Source organism: Arenibacter catalasegens, from assembly GCF_002909235.1.
GTDB lineage: Bacteria > Bacteroidota > Bacteroidia > Flavobacteriales > Flavobacteriaceae > Arenibacter > Arenibacter catalasegens.
The window spans coordinates 97,390-121,138 of sequence record NZ_PHQQ01000011.1 but is presented as its reverse complement, the minus strand read 5'-3'; the positions used below and the strand labels follow the sequence as shown (position 1 = coordinate 121,138).

General features: G+C 36.3%; 22 protein-coding genes and 1 tRNA gene. 15 read left to right on the top strand and 8 right to left on the bottom strand.

Annotated elements, in window-relative coordinates:
- The first annotated feature begins 89 nt into the window (after positions 1–89).
- On the top strand, positions 90–1,202 hold the full coding sequence (locus tag CWD90_RS10820) for a TlpA disulfide reductase family protein (RefSeq protein WP_103476081.1): 1,113 nt from the start codon (positions 90–92) through the stop codon (positions 1,200–1,202).
- Between the two features lie 77 nt (positions 1,203–1,279).
- Here CWD90_RS10820 and CWD90_RS10815 read toward each other — a convergent pair whose 3' ends face one another.
- The 8 genes from CWD90_RS10815 to CWD90_RS10780 form a co-directional block, all read right to left on the bottom strand.
- Complete coding sequence (locus CWD90_RS10815; RefSeq protein WP_103476080.1) at positions 1,280–2,479, bottom strand: IS256 family transposase; 1,200 nt, start codon at positions 2,477–2,479, stop codon at positions 1,280–1,282.
- A gap of 230 nt (positions 2,480–2,709) precedes the next feature.
- Complete coding sequence (locus CWD90_RS10810; protein WP_103476079.1) at positions 2,710–4,575, bottom strand: SulP family inorganic anion transporter; 1,866 nt, start codon at positions 4,573–4,575, stop codon at positions 2,710–2,712.
- Between the two features lie 98 nt (positions 4,576–4,673).
- Positions 4,674–5,333 (bottom strand): DUF2490 domain-containing protein, encoded by a 660-nt coding sequence (locus CWD90_RS10805; RefSeq protein ID WP_157941200.1) that lies wholly within the window; start codon positions 5,331–5,333, stop codon positions 4,674–4,676.
- Between the two features lie 38 nt (positions 5,334–5,371).
- Complete coding sequence (locus tag CWD90_RS10800) at positions 5,372–5,998, bottom strand: carbonic anhydrase family protein (protein WP_103476077.1); 627 nt, start codon at positions 5,996–5,998, stop codon at positions 5,372–5,374.
- A gap of 495 nt (positions 5,999–6,493) precedes the next feature.
- A complete protein-coding gene (locus CWD90_RS10795; protein ID WP_103476076.1) occupies positions 6,494–6,832 on the bottom strand; it encodes a hypothetical protein in 339 nt (112 codons plus the stop codon).
- Positions 6,832–7,500 (bottom strand): helix-turn-helix domain-containing protein, encoded by a 669-nt coding sequence (locus CWD90_RS10790; protein WP_103476075.1) that lies wholly within the window; start codon positions 7,498–7,500, stop codon positions 6,832–6,834. Before CWD90_RS10790 ends, CWD90_RS10795 begins: the two co-directional genes overlap by 1 nt.
- Positions 7,501–7,961: 461 nt before the next feature.
- Positions 7,962–8,240 (bottom strand): sodium:calcium antiporter, encoded by a 279-nt coding sequence (locus CWD90_RS23270; protein ID WP_205161233.1) that lies wholly within the window; start codon positions 8,238–8,240, stop codon positions 7,962–7,964.
- A 670-nt stretch (positions 8,241–8,910) separates the two neighbouring features.
- Positions 8,911–8,987, bottom strand: a tRNA-Arg gene (locus tag CWD90_RS10780).
- Positions 8,988–9,330: 343 nt separating this feature from the next.
- Here CWD90_RS10780 and CWD90_RS10775 point away from each other — a divergent pair.
- From CWD90_RS10775 to CWD90_RS10710, 14 genes are all read left to right on the top strand, one after another.
- Entirely contained in the window at positions 9,331–13,281 is a 3,951-nt protein-coding gene (locus tag CWD90_RS10775) for a hybrid sensor histidine kinase/response regulator transcription factor (RefSeq protein WP_103476074.1), read from the top strand.
- A 139-nt stretch (positions 13,282–13,420) separates the two neighbouring features.
- Positions 13,421–14,752 carry an OmpA family protein gene (locus CWD90_RS10770; RefSeq protein ID WP_103476073.1) on the top strand — a complete coding sequence of 444 codons (1,332 nt, stop codon included), beginning with the start codon at positions 13,421–13,423 and terminating at the stop codon, positions 14,750–14,752.
- Between the two features lie 21 nt (positions 14,753–14,773).
- Entirely contained in the window at positions 14,774–15,121 is a 348-nt protein-coding gene (locus tag CWD90_RS10765) for a hypothetical protein (RefSeq protein ID WP_103476072.1), read from the top strand.
- Positions 15,122–15,138: 17 nt separating this feature from the next.
- Positions 15,139–15,483 carry a DUF4870 domain-containing protein gene (locus tag CWD90_RS10760; RefSeq protein ID WP_103476070.1) on the top strand — a complete coding sequence of 115 codons (345 nt, stop codon included), beginning with the start codon at positions 15,139–15,141 and terminating at the stop codon, positions 15,481–15,483.
- A 42-nt stretch (positions 15,484–15,525) separates the two neighbouring features.
- Complete coding sequence (locus tag CWD90_RS10755) at positions 15,526–17,619, top strand: hypothetical protein (RefSeq protein WP_103476069.1); 2,094 nt, start codon at positions 15,526–15,528, stop codon at positions 17,617–17,619.
- A gap of 133 nt (positions 17,620–17,752) precedes the next feature.
- A complete protein-coding gene (locus tag CWD90_RS10750; protein ID WP_157941199.1) occupies positions 17,753–18,151 on the top strand; it encodes a hypothetical protein in 399 nt (132 codons plus the stop codon).
- 12 nt (positions 18,152–18,163) lie between these two features.
- On the top strand, positions 18,164–18,772 hold the full coding sequence (locus tag CWD90_RS10745; RefSeq protein ID WP_103476063.1) for a hypothetical protein: 609 nt from the start codon (positions 18,164–18,166) through the stop codon (positions 18,770–18,772).
- A 13-nt stretch (positions 18,773–18,785) separates the two neighbouring features.
- On the top strand, positions 18,786–19,673 hold the full coding sequence (locus CWD90_RS10740) for a hypothetical protein (RefSeq protein WP_103476061.1): 888 nt from the start codon (positions 18,786–18,788) through the stop codon (positions 19,671–19,673).
- 9 nt (positions 19,674–19,682) lie between these two features.
- On the top strand, positions 19,683–20,276 hold the full coding sequence (locus CWD90_RS10735) for a hypothetical protein (RefSeq protein ID WP_103476059.1): 594 nt from the start codon (positions 19,683–19,685) through the stop codon (positions 20,274–20,276).
- A gap of 18 nt (positions 20,277–20,294) precedes the next feature.
- Complete coding sequence (locus tag CWD90_RS10730) at positions 20,295–20,930, top strand: hypothetical protein (RefSeq protein ID WP_103476057.1); 636 nt, start codon at positions 20,295–20,297, stop codon at positions 20,928–20,930.
- A gap of 11 nt (positions 20,931–20,941) precedes the next feature.
- Positions 20,942–21,427, top strand: a complete 486-nt coding sequence (locus CWD90_RS10725; RefSeq protein ID WP_103476055.1) for a DUF3592 domain-containing protein — start codon at positions 20,942–20,944, stop codon at positions 21,425–21,427.
- Positions 21,428–21,438: 11 nt separating this feature from the next.
- A complete protein-coding gene (locus tag CWD90_RS10720) occupies positions 21,439–22,161 on the top strand; it encodes a hypothetical protein (protein WP_103476054.1) in 723 nt (240 codons plus the stop codon).
- Between the two features lie 95 nt (positions 22,162–22,256).
- The gene (locus tag CWD90_RS10715) at positions 22,257–23,111 is read left to right on the top strand and encodes a hypothetical protein (RefSeq protein ID WP_157941198.1); all 855 of its coding nucleotides are present in this window, start codon (positions 22,257–22,259) and stop codon (positions 23,109–23,111) included.
- An 18-nt stretch (positions 23,112–23,129) separates the two neighbouring features.
- Complete coding sequence (locus CWD90_RS10710) at positions 23,130–23,702, top strand: hypothetical protein (protein WP_103476050.1); 573 nt, start codon at positions 23,130–23,132, stop codon at positions 23,700–23,702.
- The last annotated feature ends 47 nt before the right edge of the window (positions 23,703–23,749 follow it).

The following is a 23,749-nucleotide window of genomic DNA, read 5'->3' as shown; positions in this document are numbered from 1 at the left end:
CCAATATGGCAATTAACAAGTAAATTATTATGTACTTTTTATCCTGTATATTTGGAATGGAAAGGACTTAATATTTTTAAACAATTTATATGCGAGCAAATCAATCGATCATAAAGTGTATTGGCCTAGTTCTTATTCCGATATTAATAGCTACTTCTTGCCGAGAAGGTCGTACTACAGATGCCTATTCGGTTAACGGGCTTATAAAGAATATGCCCGATAGTACCAAAGTTGTAATGTATCTTGATATGGATTCAATTTTGGATTGGACAATAGTATTGAATGAGAAATTTCAGTTTAAGGGAAAAGTTGAAAGGCCCAGAAGGGTTATGTTGAGAATTGAAAGCACTAGGGACGGAAGAATGTTCTGGTTGGAGAACAAAACAATCGATATTACAGGGGAAAAAGGCAATTTTTACAATAGTAAAATAACCGGTTCCAAAACACAGATGGATGCGGAACTACTTGTAGAACGTCAAGACTCGATCAATAAAGAAATGGAAAAACTTGGCGATATGGTGACCGAAAGCAACATGGATTCGCTTTTTGCCCTCAACGAACAAATGGTGGATGAATTGGCGGAAATCACCAAAGGTTTCATTAAGGATTATCCCGATTCCTATGAGAGTCTCACGGCCTTGGAAGGTTTTGCCATGAGAAGGTTGGGTGCCGTGGAAACGAGCAAAGTGTTTTCCCTACTGAACAAGGAGTTGCAAACAACGAAAGAGGGCAAAGCGATAGCGAAATTTATAGAAGTTAATAAAAATCCAAAAGTCGGGGAAAAATTTGTAGATTTTGAGCAACAAAATACCAAACGAGATACCATAAGATTATCCGAAATCTTAGGGAAATATACCCTGCTGGAATTTTGGTCTTCCTCATGTGGGCCTTGTAGGGAGTTCAACCCCGAATTGGTACAAGAATATAAACTGTACAAAGATAAAGGGTTCGTTATCCTGAACGTTTCATTGGATACCAATAAGGAAAAGTGGTTAGGTGCTATTGAAAAGGACAGTCTGATTTGGCAAAACGTCAGTGATTTGAACGGTATGCAAAATGAAGCCGCCTTGATCTATGGTATTGATGCTATACCGGAAAACTTTCTTATAGATGAAAATGGAACAATAATCGCTCGATATTTAAGGGGCGATAATTTAAAGGAGAAACTGAAAGAATTATTCAAAGGAACTACTAGTTCTTAAAATAAGACACTATCCCGCAAACTGTGTAAGTTAAAAATAACTAGGGTTTGACTTTTATTTAAAGTCTGACCCTTTTTTCATACCCGCCTGACCGGACGGGCAGGGATCGTAAGGAACTGATTTAAAATAATGCCCCAGTTCCTGATGGGCATTGACCATTTCTTGGTCGCTTCCCTTGTTGCCAAATATACGGATTTCATCACCGCATCATCGGTAGGGAACGAAAGTTTGTTCTTGGTGTACTTTCTTATCTTTCCATTGAGGTTCTCTATAAGATTGGTCGTATAGATGATCTTACGGATCTCCAAGGGAAACTCGAAGAATACGGTGAGTTTCTGCCAGTTGTCCCTCCAACTTTTTATGACATAGGAATACTTGTTTTCCCATTGCCCTGCATAGTCGTCCAGGGCCGCTTTGGCACCCTCCTGGGTAGGGGCGTTGTAAATTTGCTTCATATCAATGGTAAATGCTTTTTTGTCCTTCCAGACCACATACCTGCAAGCATTTCTTATCTGATGTACCACACATATCTGGGTCTTGGATTCCGGGAATACGTTCTTGATGGTGTCCGTAAACCCATTGAGATTGTCGGTGGCCGTAATAAGGATATCTTCGGTGCCACGCGCCCTGATATCGGTCAGTACGCTCATCCAGAAAGCGGCCGATTCGTTCTTGCCGAGCCAAAGTCCCATCACTTCCTTTGTACCGTCCCTGCGGAGCCCTACGGCAATATAAACGGTCTTGTTGATGACCTTGGAGCTCTCACGGACCTTAAATACAATGCCATCCATCCAAACAATAAGGTAGACAGGTTCCAGAGGGCGGTTCTGCCAGGCTACGATATCGCCCGATACCTTGTCCGTAATCCTTGATATGGTCGAAGTGGAGACATCAAAGTTGTAGACCTCCCTTATTTGCTCTTCGATATCGCTGTTGCTCAACCCCTTGGCATAGAGCGATACGATCACGTTCTCGATCCCGTCGACCATGTTGCCACGTTTGGGCACTATCATGGGGTTAAAGGAAGCATCCCTGACCCTTGGTACGGCTATTTCGGATTCCCCGAAAGAAGTACGTACCTTCTTCTTGGAAAACCCGTTTCGGGAATTGCTCTGATTTGATTTTTGGTGCTTGTCATAATCCAAATGACCATCCAACTCTCCCTCTAGCATCTTCTCGATACCACGTTTTTGGAGTTCCTTTAAAAAACCGTTGAGCTCATCCCCGGTCTTGAACTGTTTTAGAAACTCATCGTCGAATAATTCTTCTTTTTTCATAATGTGTAAATATTTAAAATTAAACAAAAAAATAGCTGGGGCATGCCCCAGCTATTTTCTATTTACACACTTTATGAGATAGTCCTTAAAAAAATATTGAATTTCTCATATTGTATTGTTTAATTTAACACTCATCTTTGGATTTTCTGAGATCAAAGTTTAGAAGCAACTCAAATTAAAAGTGTCATTTTCACAAGCTACCGTTTATGAATCCATTACACTTCTTTATTCTATGTTTTCAGGGCATTCTCCTGTCCAAATTCATCTTTTACGTTTTCCTTGACCCAAATCAGGCAGTCTTTAAAACTATCAAAAATTTGTTCTTTGGGGACTAAATCAGGAATAATATCTATGCGCTCTAGCATATATCGTGGTTGCTTTAAAATATCTACAAGCAACACCTTTTTACCCTGTTTAACCAAATCGACTAGAACATCTTCCATGACATATAGACCAGTTTGGTCAATATACTGCATTCGGCCCATACGTATGATTACCGTAGAGGCAGTGTCGGGGATTTGATTGGCCAACTGTTGAAAATAACTTGTAGAACCAAAAAACAATGGTCCTCTAATGTGTTTAATAAAAACTTCCTCTTTTAGATTTTTTGGAAAATTCGTTTCATCTGACCATGCTTTTGACCTATCAAGCGACATTACGCCTGAGCGTTCGGCCGTTAAATCCCCGATCTTTTTCATAAACATCAAGGATGCTATTACCAAGCCTATTCCAACGGCATAAACCAAGTTCCATACTGATGAGAGCACTAAAACAATCAACATTATGATAACCTCCGTCTTAGGTACATATGGTATTGCTTTTAGACCTTTATAATCCATTACTCCAATACCAACGGTTATTAATATGCCAGCCAAAACAGCTGCAGGAATTTGAGAAGCGATTGGTCCTAACAATAGTAGAATAACCAGGAGCAAAACACCTGACATCATTCCTGACAATCTAGTTTTTCCTCCTGAATTAATATTCACCACGGTTCTAATCGTGGCACCTGCGCCCGGAATGCCTCCAAAAACAGCTGCAATGCTGTTGCCTATACCTTGCCCGACCAATTCTTTGTTAGGATTGTGTTTTGTTTTAGTCATGTTATCGGCCACCACCGAAGTCAACAATGAATCTATTGCTCCCAAAAGTGCTAAGGTCAGTGCAGTAAAAATAAATGGAGAAATATTATTAAAACTAAAATCAGTAAAAATCCCTAGATTAGGTATGGGCAAACCACTTGGTATCTCTTCAATGGGCCTATAATTTAATTTAAAACCTATTGCTATTCCTGACATAACCAAAAGCGCTACCAACGTACTTGGAACTGCCATAGTTATACGCTTAAACCCATAAATGATAATAATAGTTCCCAATGCCAACATCACCTCCAACCAACTAATGTTTTTTAAGGCTCTTGGCAACACTTTTATAGCACCCAATACCCCCGAGGCTTCATTGCCGGCCAAGGCTTGTGATTCTACCAGAATCTGTGATTCGGTTATTTGTTCAGCTCGTTTTATAGTTTCTCTAAAATCTTCCAAAACCAAAATACCCTCTCCAGCTTCTTCTTTTAAGATATTGTCCAGAATGATCTCTTCTGCATAGGGTTTAAATTGATTCACGAACTCGGTATCCTCTTTAGGGTAATAACCAAGAGAAGGTAAAATTTGGGTAACCAAAATTATAACACCTATAGCGGTCATAAATCCAGAAACAACGGGATAAGGAATATATTTAATGTATTTTCCCAAGCCTATTAATCCCAAACCTATTTGTATTAATCCAGCCAATAGAAATATAGTCAATATAACGGGCAAGGCCTTGGAAACATCCCCATCAAATGTGGCAACTATTCCTGCGATTACGACCATACTAACTGCTGTCATAGGGGCGGTAGGCCCAGAAATTTGGGTGTTGGTCCCTCCAAAAAGGGCGGCAAAAAAACTAATAAAGATGGCGCCATAAAGTCCGGCGCTCGGGCCCAGCCCTGAACTTACTCCAAAAGCCAATGCCAATGGCAAGGCAACTATACCGGCAGTGATACCACCGAACATATCGCCCTTAAAATGTTTGAAATCAAATAGTTTGTTCATTTTTTTATTTCTTTATGTTAGAATTAAAATCCGATACTTAAAAGTCGTTCAAATGCATCTTAGTATCATTCTCAATGACTTGTTTAGGCGCTTAATATTTATTGATTTTCAGTTTTTCTGAGATCAAGGTTCAAAACCAGTGCAAATTGCAAGTACCATTTTCCAAAATCATTCACTTGTTGATGCAGTACTCCTGCCTGTACACTTGTAGTTTTGCTAAATTGATAACCCAAAGCTCCATACAGTCTATTTCTGTCAAAAAATGCCTCTTCTGTGTTTACAAAAATCTCATCATACAATCCTAAAAACAAACTTCCTTCTTCAATTTTAGGCTTGTTCAATGGGACAAATAGCATTAAGCGGTAACGGAACCTGTTTCTAAAATCATTGCTCACCCAACGTTGCTCGACCCGGTAGCGATGTTCAAATCTTACCCTTCCGATAATATTGGTCAAAATGAATTGTTGCCAAATACGATGTTCTTCGGTTTCCGGAGATTTTTGTTCTGATTCAAAAACATACGAAGGGATATATGCATATCCTGCTGATACAAATGCCTTATCAGAAAAATGATAGTTCAATCCAGTACGTAACAATAATTGCTCGATGTTCACCGGAGCAAGGGTATGGTTTCTATACTGTATTTCCGTATGAACGCTGAACTTATCACTAATCTTGTTCGTCCCGAAATACATCAGCCAGTTGCCCTTATCCTCTTGCTGTGCAAAAAGAGATAAGGGCAAAACAAAAAAAGTCATAACTAATCTTTTAGCTGATTGTAATACTATACTCATGATTAAAAAAACACTACCTCACCAGTTGAAACATTGTACATTCCGCCTACAATCATAATTTCATTGTTTATTTCCATTTCTAACAGTATTGGGCTATTTTTTCTTATGTTTTCCAAGGCTAGATGTACATTCTCAGTAGCTACATTATCTACAAATTCAAGGTTTCCTGAATTTCTAAGGCTTTCATCTTTGGGTTCTTTGATGGCTTCTACTGCAGGTTCGATTTTATTGATCAAAGCTGTTAGATTTCCCATCCTTGCATGGTCACAGGCTCCTTTTACGGCACCACAACTGGTATGCCCCAACACCACGATCAATTTTGTTCCTGCCAGTTTAGATGCAAACTCCATACTGCCCAAAATATCCTCGTTTACAAAGTTTCCTGCTATACGAATACTGAAAATATCGCCCAAGCCCTGGTCAAAAATCAACTCTGCCGATACCCTTGAGTCTATACAGCTTAAGATGGTCGCAAAGGGAAATTGTCCCTCACTGGTATCATTGACCTGTTCGAGTAGGTTTCTGTTCGCCTTCAAATTATTTTGAAACCTAAGGTTTCCTGTTTTTAAGAATTGTAATGACTTTTCAGGGGTCATTGTCGCCTGTGTTTCTTTAGTATGTGCTTTCATTTTGAATATTATTTTGGTATTTTTTGATTATGCCCATGAGTTCCTATAGTTTAGGATAGGTACGCTAAGCTTTTGAATTATTTTATTTAATCGTGTATGGGATTCTGTATGTGGTTATATAAAAATTTCCTTTTACTACCTCCCACAAATAATTACCCAATTTTATTCTTGGATACACAGCTTGAAAGTCCATCAATTGCATTATTGCCTTCTTCAAATTCGTAGGTAATAGTTTTAGGAATTGTGTTGCTGATGTTTATTTGAGCCTATGCTTCCTTGCTTAGGGCATTTCCCATATTCTTGTGGAGGCTCAAGAACTTAATTGGCTTTTTAGTCTGTTCACTAAAGATTCTAGTTATTTCAATGTCAGTATCAACAATATTGTCATTGAAAAAACCTAAAAAAATCTACTTGAGTAATTTAAACTTCATTTGCTCTCAGGTAGAAATCATATTCCTTCGAGTTTTATTAAGTGTATTTTCCGACTAAAAATGCCTAAGCGGAAGTAAAATTTTTGGGAGGAAGGAAGGGAACCTCAGGGTGATAATTTGCAAAACGTCTTTGGAAATTAAGAAAGGAATTGTTTTTCCCAAAGAAGCTATTCAGATCCATCAAATTTATGGCATAAAAAACCTGTACTTCATTTTCACTATCACCCTCAATGACATCCCTTTCCTTGGAATCCTCTTCTGCGATTAATTCAAATAAACCATGCTTTAATTCATCAAAATGAGAAATGATCTCAACAACCGGCATGGTTGCAATAAATGCCAGCAAGCAAGCAACGATAAAATCCCTTATAGGGTGGAGTAAATTTAAAACCTTGCCTTTCATTATACGATAACTTTGAATACCATTTGGGTAAAAAACTTAGAAATACTGTCCTTCCCCTTTTCAACATCCGTAAGAGAAGGCAAGTGCTGCGAAAAGTATCTTTGCTGATGTACTCCTCCGATTACGGTCGAAATTAGCATATGGGGAAATTCAAATTTTGGATGAATTTGCAATACCACATCACTGACTCTTTGAACTATCCTTTTGTACACCTTAAAATAGCCCATTTCATTTGCACTATCCACGTCTTTTGTATGGTAAACCTTTACAGATTCCGATATAATAATCTTTTCCAATAAGATTTCGTTAATATGGGCGAAGGAATTGTCCATGGCTAAAGGATGGGTCAGTATGTTAATTGCTTCTTCTAATTTTTGCCTGGGAGAATCGATATTGGCCATAGCAAAAACCAATTTATACTCCATCCACCCCCAGTACCATCCTAAAAGATAAAGCAATAGCATTTGTTTATTCTCAAAATAGCGATAAATAGAACTTTCAGGGGATCCAATTTGTTTACCTAGCTTTTTAAAGGTAAAAGCTTCAAACCCTAGTTCAACCATTAATTCAATACTGCTGGAAATAATTTTGTGCCCAAGTTCCGATGAATAAGGATCTTTAAGGTAAATCTCAGGGTTAACGTTAATATTAACTAGTAAATCTTCCAATTATATGTTTTTTAATAATTTATTTATTGACTATAATAATAGTAATACTATAATTTATACAAGTATAAGTATTTTATTGTTAACTTTCACTATAAAATCCAAAGTGATTGGAATAATTGCTAAAAAAAAAGCTCTTTGAATTCCTTTTTTTAACATATTGTACTCCATTGTCCACCGCAAGTTTTCCGCTCTTTAAAGACCTGTAAGCTTCAAAATAATCAACCCAGATTCTATAGTTCTTTTTTTTTGATAAGATCTATCCTCACTTTCTTCTAATTTCATTTTTCTTGATACATAATATAAAAAAGACAGAAAACAAGTAAATAGAATAATGCCATCTAGTCTTGATATTATTAAATTTGAGGTTGAAAAGAAATCGTTTGCCAACACTAGAAACAATAGCGTTATTAGTAATAAAAGAGGAATTTCCCTCCAGGCGGTTGAGGATTGTATTGTAATTGTTAGACCAAACCTGCTATTCCTAAAATAATAAACAGGTTAAAGTTGTTGCTCCCAATAATATTCCCTAAAACAATATCAGAATGCCCATTATTTGAGGCTACAGAATTCACTATTAATTCCGGTGCGGATGTTCCGAAAGCTACAATTGTCAAGCCTATTGCCAAATCTGAAATATTGTTTTGTCTCGCGAGGGAGGAAGCTCCGTCGACCAGCCAATTTGCTCCGAAAATCAAGGCAGAAAAGCCAACTAAAAGTAATAATGAAGAAAATATTATCATAAATAATCTTTATCAGTTTCTTATAATTCGATAAACCAATTCAAATTCACCCAAAAGCTATGACGTGTATTATTGTTCAAAAAAGAGTTTGCCCTATAGTCCAATCCCATCTCAATTTTGTTATTATTTTTAAGGTTATATCGGATCAAGGATAATCAAACCCTTATAACAATTCTATATATATATATATATATATTGACAGGTAGCCTCATGTGAATACCAAAACAATACTGAGGTAATCAGAGACGCTCTCAGGTTACATAGTATTTACAGGAAATTTACCCATCGGTTGAAACATGATAAAAATATGCGTGCAATCTACGTGCAATGCTAAAACTAAAAAAGCCCTCACATCTGTGAGGGCCTTGTTTTATTAGCGGTCCGGACGGGACTCGAACCCGCGATCCCCTGCGTGACAGAAAGATTATATAATAAGTAATGAATAAGATGAATTAATTCGAATAAATTGAAGCGATAAGTCTATTTTTAATTCAAATATCTCCCAAATACTCAAAACTATCTCGTGTCATGAACCAATTTTTGCAATTAAATACCTCCTTTTTGTATATAAATAAAACCATATTAGGCCAAACAAGGGCAAAATTTGAGTGCAAATTGAGTGCAAATAAAAGCCTTAAAGATTAAAAAATCTCTAAGGCTCTTATTTTACTGGTGATGGCACTAGGATTCGAACCTAGGACCGCCTGCTTAGAAGGCAGGTGCTCTATCCAGCTGAGCTATGCCACCATTCACTAATTAAGAAAAGTTCTGTCTTTAGCGGCTGCAAATATACAATTATCATTAATTATTGTGCAACTTAATTCATAAAAAATATAACCATCTAATTCTCTATAAAATCCGACAGCTATTTTACAGCTATTTGCCAATTGCCAACAAATTGAATTCTTTAATTCACAATACAGAACAATATATTAATTCGGCAAGAACATATCTATTAAAGATATTTATTTCAATTACAAATTTTATTATTAAATATAACTTTTGCTTACATATTATTCATAAGTTAACATCTTCATTATCAAGGGACACTAAATATAAAATTATTATAAGAAATATAAGTAATCACTGCATGATCCCAAACCGCATCCGAGTTTTTGCCAACTCTTTATTCCTTATTTCATTCCTTTCTGTTCAATCGCAAAAACAGGTCTCTTTTCGTCAATTATCCGTAAAAGATGGCTTGTCACAAAATTCAGCAATTTCAATAGCCCAAGACAGTACAGGTTTTTTATGGATCGCAACCCAAGATGGATTGAACAAATATGATGGAAGAAATTTTGAGAAACACAAACAATATTTCAAAGACATAACCAATCCAACATATAGTAAATTAGGAAAGGTATATGTAGATAGCAACGATGAATTATGGATTATTCCCATATCACAAATCCCACACAAATTAAATAAGAGCACCAATAACTTTGAACCCCTTGACGAAATAGAAGATGCCAGTACCATTTTTGAGGACCAACAAAAAAACCTTTGGTTCGGAAGTTACTCCACAGGGCTTTATAAACTATCATTCGACACCAAAAAAATCGAACACATATTAGGACCAGATAAAGTAAATGCGATAAATGCTATTACCCAGGACCGATCGGGTAATCTATGGCTTAGCTGCGCAAAATATGTTATAAATATTGATCCATTAGAACCAGAGAATATATTTTATTATTATCCTGACGGAAATGAAAATTCCATTTCCAATTACAGCTTTATTCTTTTCGATCATGAAAACAATCAATGGATCGGGACGTTTGGCGAAGGAGTTTGGTATAAGGAACATATGGATGTCCATTATAAACGCCCGGATATTTTTATTGAAGATGTAGAAAACAGCCTTAATACCATTTATGTAATCACCATGTTACTTGATACCAAAAATCAGTTATGGATAGGCACTTATGGCGATGGACTTTTTAAAATCGATATAGCCCAAAGTCAATTAAACCAGTACTTGCCAGAAAAGCATAATCCAAAAGCCATTCAGTATAAGGATATTCTCAGTATTTATGAAGACTACACAGGAACCATATGGTTTGGAACCGACGGTGCCGGAATAAATTATTATGACCCTCTCTTAGAAAAATTTAACTCCATCATCAATTTTCAAACTCCCGAGAATATAAATATAGATGTAGTTAGATCCATAACCTTGGATGCGCAAAATAATGTTTGGATAGGAACAAGTGGGAAAGGATTATCAAGGTTTTCTCCTAAAAAAAATGAATGGCACACCTATCAGACAGATAATAAAAAAGGGCTTAGATCTAATAGAATAATGAGCTTGCTCAGTGATAATGATGGGGATTTATGGATAGGCACACAGGAGGGCGGCTTGCATATTATGGATATCAATGAGAATATAATTGAATATCCTAGTCTAAAAAGTCTTGAAAATGTTACCGTCTGGGCCATCTTGAACGATACTGATGAAGATAAATGGGTAGGTACCAGGGAAAGTGGACTATTTAAGGTAAATAAAGAAAAAGGGATAATAAAAAGGTTCGACAAGGACAATACGGGTAATGGACTTCCTTCCAACAATATTAGGACAATAGCACATGAAGCTGGTCAATTTCTATGGGTTGGCACCCAAGATGACGGTATTTGCAAAATAGATCTTAAGACCAATAAAATAAAAAGATATATCCATGAGCCTGGAAATGAAAATTCATTGGCAAGCAACCAGATAAAATCTTTGTTTTATGATAATAAAGGAATCTTGTGGATTGGAACCAATGGCAGTGGTTTATGTGCTCTTGACATTGTAAATGATCTATTTTACAATTATACCGTAAAGGAAGGACTGGCCAATGATGTAGTTTATGCCATTTTACCTGATGAACAAAATAATTTATGGTTAAGTTCCAATAGAGGTATCACCAAGTTTTATGTTCCTCAAAATCTCGATTTAAGACCAGAGATTGTAAATTACACAAATTATGACGGCCTGGCTACTGAATTCAATACGGGGGCATATTTTAAGGCAAGCAATGGGAATTTATATTTTGGCGGATTGGAAGGTTATTATTGGTTTAACCCTTCGGATATAGAAATCAGTAATGTGCTTCCAAAAACAGTAATAACGAGGTTTGAAATATTTAACACCCCCAAACCCTTAATACCCAATCTAAAACTTAATTATAAGCAGAACACTATTGCTTTTTCATTCGCAAGTCTGCAATTCTCCCTTCCCGTTAAGAATCAATTTCAATTTAAACTTGATGGTCACGATGCCGATTGGATCCATTCCGGTATTGAGAATAGTGCAAGATATACTAATTTACCACCGGGCAACTACACTTTTAAAGTCAAATCCAGTAACTATGATGGCGTATGGAACAACAAGGAGGATTCCTATAGTTTTTTTATTAACAAACCCTGGTATCTGACTTATATCGCAATTATAATGTACGTGATTTTACTTTTTTCTACTATCTATTTAATATTTAAATATTTTAAATGGAAGTGGAATATGAATATGCAATTAAAATTTGAACGGGAAGAAACCAATAGGTTTAAGGATTTGAACGACTTTAAAACAAAATTATATTCCAATATTTCCCATGAATTCCGCACGCCTTTGACCCTTATTAAAGGACCGATCAAAAAACAGTTGGAGAACAATCTAGAACCTGGTTTAAAAAAAGACCTTTTATTGGTCGATAAAAACACCAAAAGGCTTCTGGATTTAGTGAATCAAATGATGGAATTGAATAAGTTGGATACCAAGTCCTTAAAACTGAATCCAGAAAAAGTCGATTTAGGCGGTTTTATCCAGTCATTACTGGAGCCTTTTGAATATTTGGCTAAAAACCATAATCTGGTATTCTCCCATTCCGTGGGCCCTATGCCCCTGTCTTTAGTGGATACCGATATTATGGAAAAGATTGTTGGCAATCTAGTCGGTAATGCTATAAAATACACTAGGTCCATGGGGCATATCGACTTCAATGCCGCGATAAAGGATTCAAATAAATTAGTAATATGTATAACCAATGATATAGACAAGATTATTGAAGAAGATACCAATAAGCTATTTGAGAGATTCTTTCAAGCTAGTCATACCAATGAAGGAACAGGAATTGGACTATCGCTCGTAAAGGAATTGGTTGAACATCTGCAAGGATCTGCCAATGCATCGTACTCCAATGACGGTAAAAAAATATCCTTTAAAATAGAAATTCCTGTCCATTTGATCAATGACGATGAAATTAATGAAGTAGAAGTTACACCTATAGATGAGCCAGCAACCATTCCCAAAAAGTCAAATCAAGATCTACCTCTGATATTATTAGTAGAAGATAATATACCCCTGTTAAATTTTATGGTCTCACTTTTAGAGGACAAATACAAGGTCATAACATCAAAAGATGGGGAGGCAGGTATAAAAATGGCACTTGACAAGATACCAGATCTTATAATTACAGATCTTATGATGCCCAAAAAAAATGGGATAGCGCTATGTAATCAATTAAAGATTGATGAAAAAACATCCCATATCCCCATAATAATGCTAACTGGAAAAACGGATCTGGAAAATGAAATTGCCGGCTTGCAAAGTGGCGCGGAAGAATACGTGACAAAACCCTTTAACCCAAAGACTTTTCAAATAAGAATAGATAATATTTTAACAACTAGAAATAAACTTAGGGAACACTACAACAAGGAGAATGTTTTTAAGCCAAAGGATATTGCATTTACCTCTACCGACGAGAAATTTTTAATTAAGGTTGAAGGCATTCTGAACACCCATTTACAAGATTCCAATTTTTCTGCAGAGAAATTTAGCAATCTTCTGGGAATGAGCCGAATGCAATTACATAGAAAACTCATTGCCCTAACTGGACAGAGCACTACGGCCTTTATTAGACTGGAAAGGTTAAAACAGGCACAAAAACTTCTTCAGAAACCAGGAATAACTGTTGCAGAAGTTGCTTATACCACCGGATTTAATACTCCCTCATATTTCATTAAATGCTATAAAAATACCTTCGGAAAAACTCCAATGTCCTAACCCCTTACAGTTTTAACACCAAAAGCGTTACACCAGTGCTACCTTATGTTACATATAAGGGACTGTTTTTCACATACATACTAGAAATTTGATTCAGCAGATAACGATCAAGTTTTAATCTTCTAAAAAATAGTATGAAATGAAAACAATAAAGTTAGGCCTTAGGTTAACCATTTTTCTAATCCTTTTTTGTTTTGGTAATGAAATATGCCATGCGCAATTCCTGAAAAAATTAGGGAACCGGGTAGAGAATGCAGCGGAAGAAGCTGTTCTTAGAAAATCTGAACAAAAAGTTAACCGTGAAACTGAAAAAGCCATGGATACTATTTTGAATGGTACTAAGGACAATAAGAAGAAAAGCAAAAAAAATAAATCTTCCAAACAAGACAACAATCAGAATGATGAAGTAAAGGAAAACAATGACATTCCAAATGAAGAAAACACCCAAAGTGAATTTGGGGTGTATAGCAACTTTACCTTTATTCCTGGCAACAAGCTTTTGTTCTATGATGATTTTGCAGCTGATGCCATAGGCGATTTCCCCGCCAATTGGGAAACGGGCGGCTCTGGTGAGGTTGTAACGACAAGCAACTCCAAGAACAAATGGCTTTCAGTTATCAGAAGGTCTGGATATATGCCCACAATGGAAAAGGAATTCCCCGAAAACTACACCATAGAATTTGATTTGGCCAATAATGGGTATGGCGCTGGAAAACCAAGTAGCAAATTGTTCTTTGCATTCTTAACCAAAAAAGCATATGGCATGGGAGCTGGCGGTTCTACAGCCAGCGTGGAAATTTTGCTCTCAAACAATGGTTTTAATGTTAGAAACGTATCTAATTTTGGTGGTGAAGTTGAAGTAAAGGTAGGAAGTTTTATTAATAGAGAAATGCCCGAGTATCTAAATAGTACCGTTCATATTTCCATTGCCGTTAATAAAAAAAGACTGCGAATGTGGGTGAACGAGGAAAAAATGGTGGATTCCCCCAATTTATTACAGGCAAACATTGGCAAATATTTTATTATAGAAACGAGTGATATATTACCTGAAAAAGGCCATTTTGCAGGTATATCCAACTTTAAAATAGCGGAATCCACTGAAGACTTGCGTTCACTATTGCTTAAAAATGGAAAATTCAGCACTACGGGCATCTACTTTGATACTGCTGCAGCAACCGTAAAAAAAGAATCATACGGCATACTATTGGACATCGCCAATATGCTTCGCGATAATTCTGACATCAACTTACAAATAATAGGGCATACCGATAATCAAGGGGAAGAAAAGTATAACCAGACACTTTCAGAAAAAAGAGCAGCAACTGTAAAACAGCTACTTGTAGAGGAATTTGGAATCCGTGAAGACAGATTGCAATTTATGGGTAAAGGCGAAATAGAAGCCGTAGATGATAATACCACCGAAAAAGGCAGGGCCAATAATAGAAGAGTAGAGTTTATAAAAATCAATTAAAATAATCCAATCCAAAGAATCATGAAAAAAACAAAGAAAAGTCAAGTTAAAATATTGTTCATCGCCAGCAGCTTAGTAGTACTAATAGGGTTTGTTGGTTGCAGTAAAGATGATGGCTTAAGCCCAGTTGGCTGTAACAATTGGTCGGAAAAATACCTTTCCCAAGCCCAAGCGTATTCCGATGCTTCAGCGGCTTACAGCAATGACCCGTCCGTTACCAATTGTAATAAATTGAAAACGGAAGGTCTGAACTATGTAAAATCCCTAGAGGGAATTTTAAGTTGTGTCCCGACCGTTAATAAATCAGAATTTAATAATGACATAAAAGAATTGAAAGCAGAGATCAACAGCACTGCTTGTGATCAATAATTCTAAAAACTACTAAGATGGAAACAGCAAACAACAAAACAGCAGTGGCAGGCGAAGGTAAGAATATTGCCGTTATCGCCTACATCACCATCATTGGCCTTATTGTAGCCTTTGTAATGAACAATGAAAAGAAAGATGCCTTTGCAGCTTACCATATTAAACAATCCCTGGGCTTGGCTTGTACAGGTCTTGCATTGGGCCTAATCGGAATGATTCCCGTTTTGGGATGGATAATAAATGTCGTTGGCATATTCGTATTGCTCTATATGTGGGTTATTGGCCTTATGAACGCTTTCAATGGCAAAGAAAGCCCTGTTCCCTTCTTGGGGGAAAAATTTTTGGAATGGTTTAAGAATATTTAAATAATTACAGTTCATTTCAACCGTATCAAAAACTACAATGCCATGCGTATCCTATCCCTATTAACAATATTGTTGTTTTTGTTTTCTTGCAACGAAAGCCAAAAAGAAAAAGCTGGCGCTGTTGATGAGGTTTTGGAGGACTTTTCCAAAATGCCGGATTCAATCTTCAATGCGGGGTTTGAGTTACTGAACTCAATAGACAATGAATCTTTCCATGAGGTTATCGAATTATTAAGGAACAATATAAATGTCACCGAAATTGGTGCTGGAAAAAATGTAATCAGTTTTCGAGTGCAGCATGGTCCATTAATGGTAATGTACTTTGGCGATGGTACTCCTGGAACAAAGGGGCTTTCATCAACATCAATGCCCTCAGTAGTTCCACTACCGACTTGGCTAGAAAATGAGACGCCCAATGTAGTAGCTAACCAACGCAAAAACAGGCAAAATAAAAAAGCCTTATTATTAGCTCCTTATTACTGGCAATTTACCGAGTATGATGACCCCTTGGTGCCATTCGAAAAACTAAAAGAACAAAAAAATTATAAAGGCAGGGTCACTTTTAAGGCCAATGAAACAAATGTGGCCCAAAGAATATCACTGGAAGACTATTCCTCCTTTAATGACTACGATATTATACATGTCAGCTCACATGGTTCGAAGACTTGTGTTGTAAAAAAGAATGAAGTGGAAATTGTTAGAGACGGCGACAGCAACATGTGCTATACATTTATTAGTTCTGGCGTTCATTACGACTTTAATAACTTAAAGCAGATAAAAAAAGATATCGCTGGTAAAGGCTATCAAGGTATATACTTTACAAAAACTAAAATTCCGGGGGTTGGAGAATACATAATAAGTCCTAATTTTTTTAAAAATCAATATAAGACCCTTGAAAATAAACTTATAATCCTTAGTGCGTGTAATCTGGGGCGTAGGAACGACTTATCAAACACCTTTGAAGATTTGATGCTGAACGGACAAATGTTTTATTGGCAAAATTCCGTTTATCCCGATGATGCTTTTATTGCTTTTGCCGCTATGTATGATAGAATGCTGCTATATGGAGAAACAATTCCCTTGGCCTTCGAAAACGTTCCAAGCAACCTTAAAAATCATTTACCTTCAAGTTTTAAGATAGATACTATTGGCAGAAAAGATAGTATAATAACATATACCTATTTAAAAATGGCCACCAAGGGCAATGCCATGCATATCATAGAACCTATAAGTTTTATGGATGAAAAAACAAAGAAAGAATTACAAGTTGGCATAGTGTATCCATTTGAAGGCATTCTGGAAGACGACGAAGCCGAAGAGGCCAGTTTTACTTTGGAGTTTTTGGGATACACGGCGCAAGAAATGGAAGACAAAGGCATGAGCCTTTCCTTAAAAGTAGATGGCAATGCGGTACTGGATCATATTTCCTTTGTTCCTGATACCGACCCCAATGATAACATAGAGGTAAAAGCGGGCAAAAATGAAAAAACAACCCTAGTTACCTTTAAAGGGGTAAATCTAAAAAAAGACCTGAAAAAAAACAGCTCGGTAAAACTGGAGGCCCTTTTTCATTTTAGCGAGGAAAATTACGGCTATCAAATGATCCATGTATCCACAGGGAGTTCAGATATGCGGATTGTCATGAAAGGGCCGGACGAGACCATTAATATGTTTTTTGATGCTGATAACTACGGGCTTAAAATGACCCATCCGGCAGAAAACGCTACCCTTTATTCGGACGAAGAAGGATTTATTTATGCAAATGTCCCAGGACAAGGTTGGATAAAAACCAAGATGGGCCAAATGGCCGCTATGATTGCCAATGTGGTACCAATGAATATGGATTTTTTGGCTTTGGAACCTTCCAAAGGATCTGTAATGCATAAAATAGCGGCATTCGCTGGAGACGTTACCATTGCCAAATTAGAAAACGAACCAAGGGCAAAAAAAATAAGTGGTGGTATTGGTACCGAAAAAACAGTTTATAATGTTGACGGGCGCCTTACCATAACATTTGATGACAAAAAAAGACTGGAATCCATGGTGGAAGGACCATCAAGCATACGCTATTATTATGAAGAACAACAAATAACATTCCCCAATGCTCAAATATTATCAATGCCTTCATTTCAATAGTTAATACCCAAAGAAATAATATAAAATAAGCAGTGATGTAGTGTTGATATCCGTATCTACCCCTTCGGCTGAAAGGTCTGTTGGCTAAATAAAAGGTTAAAGAGTATTAATAAGAACCAATAAATACAAAATCATGCAAACGCAATTTATACCACTATTGGCGGTCTTACTATTTTCCAGGAACATGAACGGGCAAATGAATTTTTCAAATATTGATTCCGAAGGAAGTTTTCCTAAAGTAGAAATCAACAATACGAACACTACCCTTTTCGCTAAAATAGGAGGAATTAGTAAGCCTTGGTTACATTGGAACGAGGTGCCCAAAAATATTGAGAGTGGTAATGGGCGTTCCGTATTTAAAATGACAGTATACAACAACGATGGCATAGCCAACAGGACCTTTGAAATACACTACACCTTATCCTATGGTCAATCCCATGCTGATCCAACGGCGTATATTAAGGCTACCTATATATACAGAGACAAAAGACCCAATAAAATATTGGAGGAGCATTTTAAATTAATACAATAGCCATTTAGACCTATGAAAACCAAACTATTTTATGTAATGATCCTTCTATTTACGGCTGCCTGTCAAGATAGCCCTAAAACAGAAAAAAAAGAAGCGGTGGACATAGTGGTCACTACTGCTACCGAAAAAGAAAAGGAAGCAACAATAACTAATCAATACCAGGATTCTGATGGTCAAAAAGCGCTTTATAAAGCTTTAAAAAAGAAAACGCCTTTAACGGGTGGACAATTATTACCCATAATACCAGAACATATTAACGGCAATACCAAAATAGGAGAACATAGATATGAGGCTAGCAGTCAAGCTGCTAATGGAGCGTATGGTTCTTTTGATAGTCCTTATAATTTCTGGATCGAAGACGGATCAGGTTCAAGGGCCATAGTTCGTAACTTTTTTGATGCCCTAAAGTTCAAGAATCAGGGTCCAGAAGGAACGGAATATGTTTATCAAGATCGAGATGGCTACAAAACCATAGCTTTTTTACAGCCAAAAATTAAAAGAAACCAAATTTCCTTTATCTACAATGATAGGTACCGAATTTCTTTAGAAGGATCAGACTCTCCAAATGCCTTATGGTCCTATATCGATTTTGAAAATCTTAAAAAATTAGACCAATATTAATAACCCACATCATATGAAAATTAAAATAATACTACCAATTCTGTATTTGACCCTGCTCCTTATCTACCCAAAAAATGGACTAGAAATAGGGACCACTACTTTGAGTAAAAATAGACCTGTTCACCTTCAAAATTCAACAACTGAAACAAACCCTGTTTTAGCAATTTCGGGTACCATTTTAAATTACACAAATGGCGAAGGCACGGTTACAGAAAACGATTTTTGGACAGGAGATAAAACAACGATTGGCACTATAGATAAAAATGGAAATTTTACCATCCCTTTAGACCAAGACTATTTTAATACGCTTAAAAAGAAGATGGATGCAGAAAAAGAAAATATGCCAAAAGGCGGAGAAATTAGATACCATAGGGTGAACACTGTTTTTACTTGTGGTTCTGAGGGCTTCGGATATAAAAATACTACAGAGAACATTAACGATAGTATTAGCGTCATTACCTATCCTCGTTACAATGAAAATAACCAAGCCACTTTCAAAAATGGTGAATCCATCATCTCAAAATTACCCTTACTATACATTACCGATAAGCAGGGGAATTCACAGGGCCTTTTATATGCCGCGAATACTCCAGAATTAGCAACATCTTCAGATTTTGGAGTTTTTGAAAAGGGATTCTATTTAGAATGGATTTTTGTGGAACATAATTCAAAAGTCACTGGGGAATGCGCCATACTAACTGGTAGCGAAAACGAAGAAGACTTCATAAGCACCACAACTACCGATGTTGAACTACAAAAGGGGTGGAACATTATAAAGTATGATATTACTGAAGTTTTAACTTCATCTGAGGGAGAAGCGATGGCCAAAATAATTAAAATAAGTACAATTTCTGAATTACCGAACGACCTGAAATGGTATGCTATAAAAACTGAACTATAGAATCACACCATGAAAAATATTTTAGTTCTATGTATAGGTATCGTATTATTTTCCTGTAAAGGAAATGGCCAAGATCCAGCTCCAAAAAATGACACGCCGAATCCGGAAATGGCAACACCAATTCCCGAAAATAATTTTGTGTTCAGCGGCAATTATGAAGATTTACTGACCTTGGAGGTAGCATCAAGAATAACTGGTTTTGAATCTTCAAAATCTGAAAAATCACACATATTAAAAGGTATGACCGGAGAAATTTTGAGGTATTATTGGGAGAATGGTAGGGAGAGAGAAAAAGAAAAAACTACACCTGATAGAAAAAATAGGAAAATAGGAAGTGTAGATCTTGTTCAGATAAAATGGGTAGATGGAGAAGCGGATATGGAATCATTTTTAGAATTTATAGATCTTGAAAAACATCCAGAATTAACCAAAGTAAATAAAGTTGGGGAAAGTGCCTATTGGAATCCCAACAAGAATTATTTAGAAGTGTATTACCACGGAGTATCCTTTACGCTACAGGTCGATATTTCCAATGATGATATTCTTGATAAAGAAAAAACCATTGCCTTGGCAAGGCTCATTATAGAAGAACGAATTAAATAAAATCTTAAAGAACTACATATGAAAAATCTATTTAAATTGACATTGGTGGTATTGCTTATCGTTTCTTGCAAAGAATCCCCAAAATCATCAGACCGTGCAACTTCCAAGGTTTTGGATGGGGTATTAAATGAAGTTACTGGAAAGAATAACGATATCAATAAAAAATATGATAATCTACTGAAGGAATTAGGTGCCAAAACTCCACTTACCAATGATCAACTTATAGAGGCATTTCCGAAAAAATTGAACAATCTAAGCTTAGATCCTTCTGAACAGAACAAAATTGAACCTACAATTACCGATACCCAACTTGTTGCAGGCAAATTTGGAGATGACACCATTAGAATGGAAATTTTGGATGCTGCCGGCCAGAAAGCTGTTGGCGCCATTTTACCTTTAAAAATGCTACATCTAAACAAAATTACTTCAGAGAATAACAATACCATTCGATATTCAAAAAAAGAGCGTAACGGAATATTAACGTTTGGTACCGATCGGGACGCAAATACTAATGCAGATATTCAATCCGAACTTAGGTTTCTCTACGACAATAGATTTTATGTAACAGTTGAAGGTAAAGGGATGGATGCCGATGCACTTTGGAATGCTATGGGAATTGATAATTTGAATCAATTTAAGGCTTTTAATAAATAATCTATTTAACCATGGAATATTTTGAATCACTTAGCCAGTTTCAGCTAGCAGGTATTATTTTACAATTGGTGGTATTACCTTTTTTATTTATAAAGTTGCGCCTTTTTTGGTGGGCAAAACAATCCCTTCAGTGGCCCAAAATTAATGGAGTAGTTGAAAAAGGACTCGATTTCCCCCTTTCTAAAATAATCAATTTTCTATATACTTATGAAATTAATGGCACCACTTATAAGGGTAAAAAACCTTTTTTTGCCAATTCATTTAAAAATTTCCCTAAAAGGAAAGCTTCAAATTTAATGGACACCTATACCGTAGGAAGGCAAATAAAGGTATTCTACAACCCATCAAACCCAAACATATCCACCCTGGAGCCAGGAAGAAAAGATGGCGTAGTGGGTGCTTTGCTACTATTGTTCCTGCTTTTATTATTAGGAGCACTATCCTTTTATCGTCCATCATTAATAGTGGAAATCATAGATTACTTTTCTAATCTTTAAAAAATTTAAATATGAAAAATTCAGTACTACTTTTTATGTTTTTTGCTCTGAACCTCGGCATGGCGCAAACACAACCTTCAATAAAGGATTACCCCTTAAAGGCCATGAATGTGGTACTTAACACCTTTGGGATGGATAATCAAATACCCATAGGAACTATCTCCGATTCAGGGGAATTGGATTTTAAATTTCCAAAGGATTTAAATTATATTTCCGAAGAAACAAAAGCAAATTCTATGTCGGACGTTGCATTTACCCTGTTTTCCAAGTGTGATAATAGTTATGACATCCTTTCAGAGGATAAAAATGGTAAAGCTGTCAATGCTGGGTACATTTCATTAAGCTCAAAGGATAATCCGTATGCAGGTCTGGTCTTTATGGTTACGGATGAAGCGTTGGTGCCTTGGTTGGAAGATACTTATTCCAATAACGCCGTATCCGGATCTTATTTTGAGCTGGTTTATATAGAATCGGATTTTAATTATCAGGGGGAATGCACTTCCACAGTCTCCAACACAGAAAAGGACACTATTGAAACCTCCTACACCTACGATTTGCAACTAAAAGCCGGATTTAACTTTATTGAATATAAAATTGAGAGCGTAGCAGAGCATGAGGTGCCAAGCATGTACGAAGAAAATGTATTCGACAAAATCGCGAAGCCTAGTAAAATAACGGTTTCTTCATCACAATCGATACCGCCAACAACTTTGTGGATTGGGAAATATTTTTAAAATTAAGAAACTTGAAAACAATATATAGAATCTTTCCCATACTTATATTTTTTATTGGGTGCGTGGGTTTCTCCCAAACACCAGAACAACAAAAAATGATAGACAAAGCACTAAAAATGCGCGACAGTATTATGGAGTGCATAGGCCTAGAAGAAGTACTACAAAAGGCAGATCAGCAGCAAAAAAGGCTCGAATCAGATGAAAAAAGTAATACTAAAACGAGCCCTATCCCTAAAGCCACAAAAAGCGAGGATAAATATTGGAAAAATACACTAGCCAGCAATAGCAATAATAAATTGCCAAATTGGAACAAAGGGGAAGCCGATCTTGTATTTCACTATTCCTACGACTCCAAAAATGATAAAATAAATTTTGTAGAAGTTGGGGTTATTAATGCAGATGGCACTATTGAATTGAATCCAACTAAAAAAATTCCCGTTTTAAAACCCTTAAATAATTTTAAAAATAGCAATACTTTTTTTGATATCCACAATCCAGATTCTTATCAATATACCAATGAAAATACGGGATTTAAGCTCAACTCCTATTTATTGGTGTACCAAAATGAGCAACAGATAGGGATTTTAACGATTGGAAATTCTGCAAAAGTAACCCTAAACCTATTAACTCCCGGAGATCTCTATTTTGGTGATGAAGGATATATATTGTCATGGGTATTTGCAGCCGAAGCGTGTGCTATAAAGGCCAATGAAAACTGGAGTGGGGATTTAAGCAATACCGGGACTCCCTTAATGGTTGAAACCAATGTTGTTTATGACCTGAATTTTAATCCAGGTTGGAACATGGTAATAACCGAGGTCATTGGTACCTACGAATTTCCAAATGCGCCCGAAGAGGATAGATCTAGGTATAAAAAGCATAATCACACTTCAGTTGCTTCCATACCAAAAGAGGCCACTTATTTCTTTAGATCAACGGTACAATATTAAATTTATAATAATTATAAAATGAAAAATACTAAAGTCAATATCCTTATTGCTATTACATCATTATTTGCATTGGCCTGTAACAATAAAGAAAAAAAACCCCATACTACTTTAGATGATGTAGTCGATAAAGGTAAAAAGGAAATAAGCTCTTCCTCCTTTGGCTCCCCATGTGAACTTATTGCCTTGGAAGATATTAAAACCATTTTTACCCTGGCAGACTTTCCAATTGAAACCGAGGATAAGGTTTTAACCTATCCTACCTGCATTTATAAATGGGAAGATGGCCAAGTTTTTAGCATTAAAGAAATTGCTGGTCAAGAACATAAAATGGGTAGGCCCAGTGAAGTATTAATTGTTATGGTAAAAGGGTGTACCGAAGACATGTACAACAGGTCCACTAAGGTTTATAAACAACCACAAGTGGTTCCCAATTTAGGCGAGAGGGCTGTTTGGGACTCAAGAATGTCCCAATTATCCTTTCTTTCTCATCGCTTTATGTTCCATGTTCATGTAAAAGTATCCAACGAGGATCAGGATAACATGAAAAAAGCCATTGAAATTTCAAATTTGATCGAAACAAAACTGAAGTAATTCAAAAACTGTCAGGACTAAGACAATCCCTTAAGGTCTTTTGATAT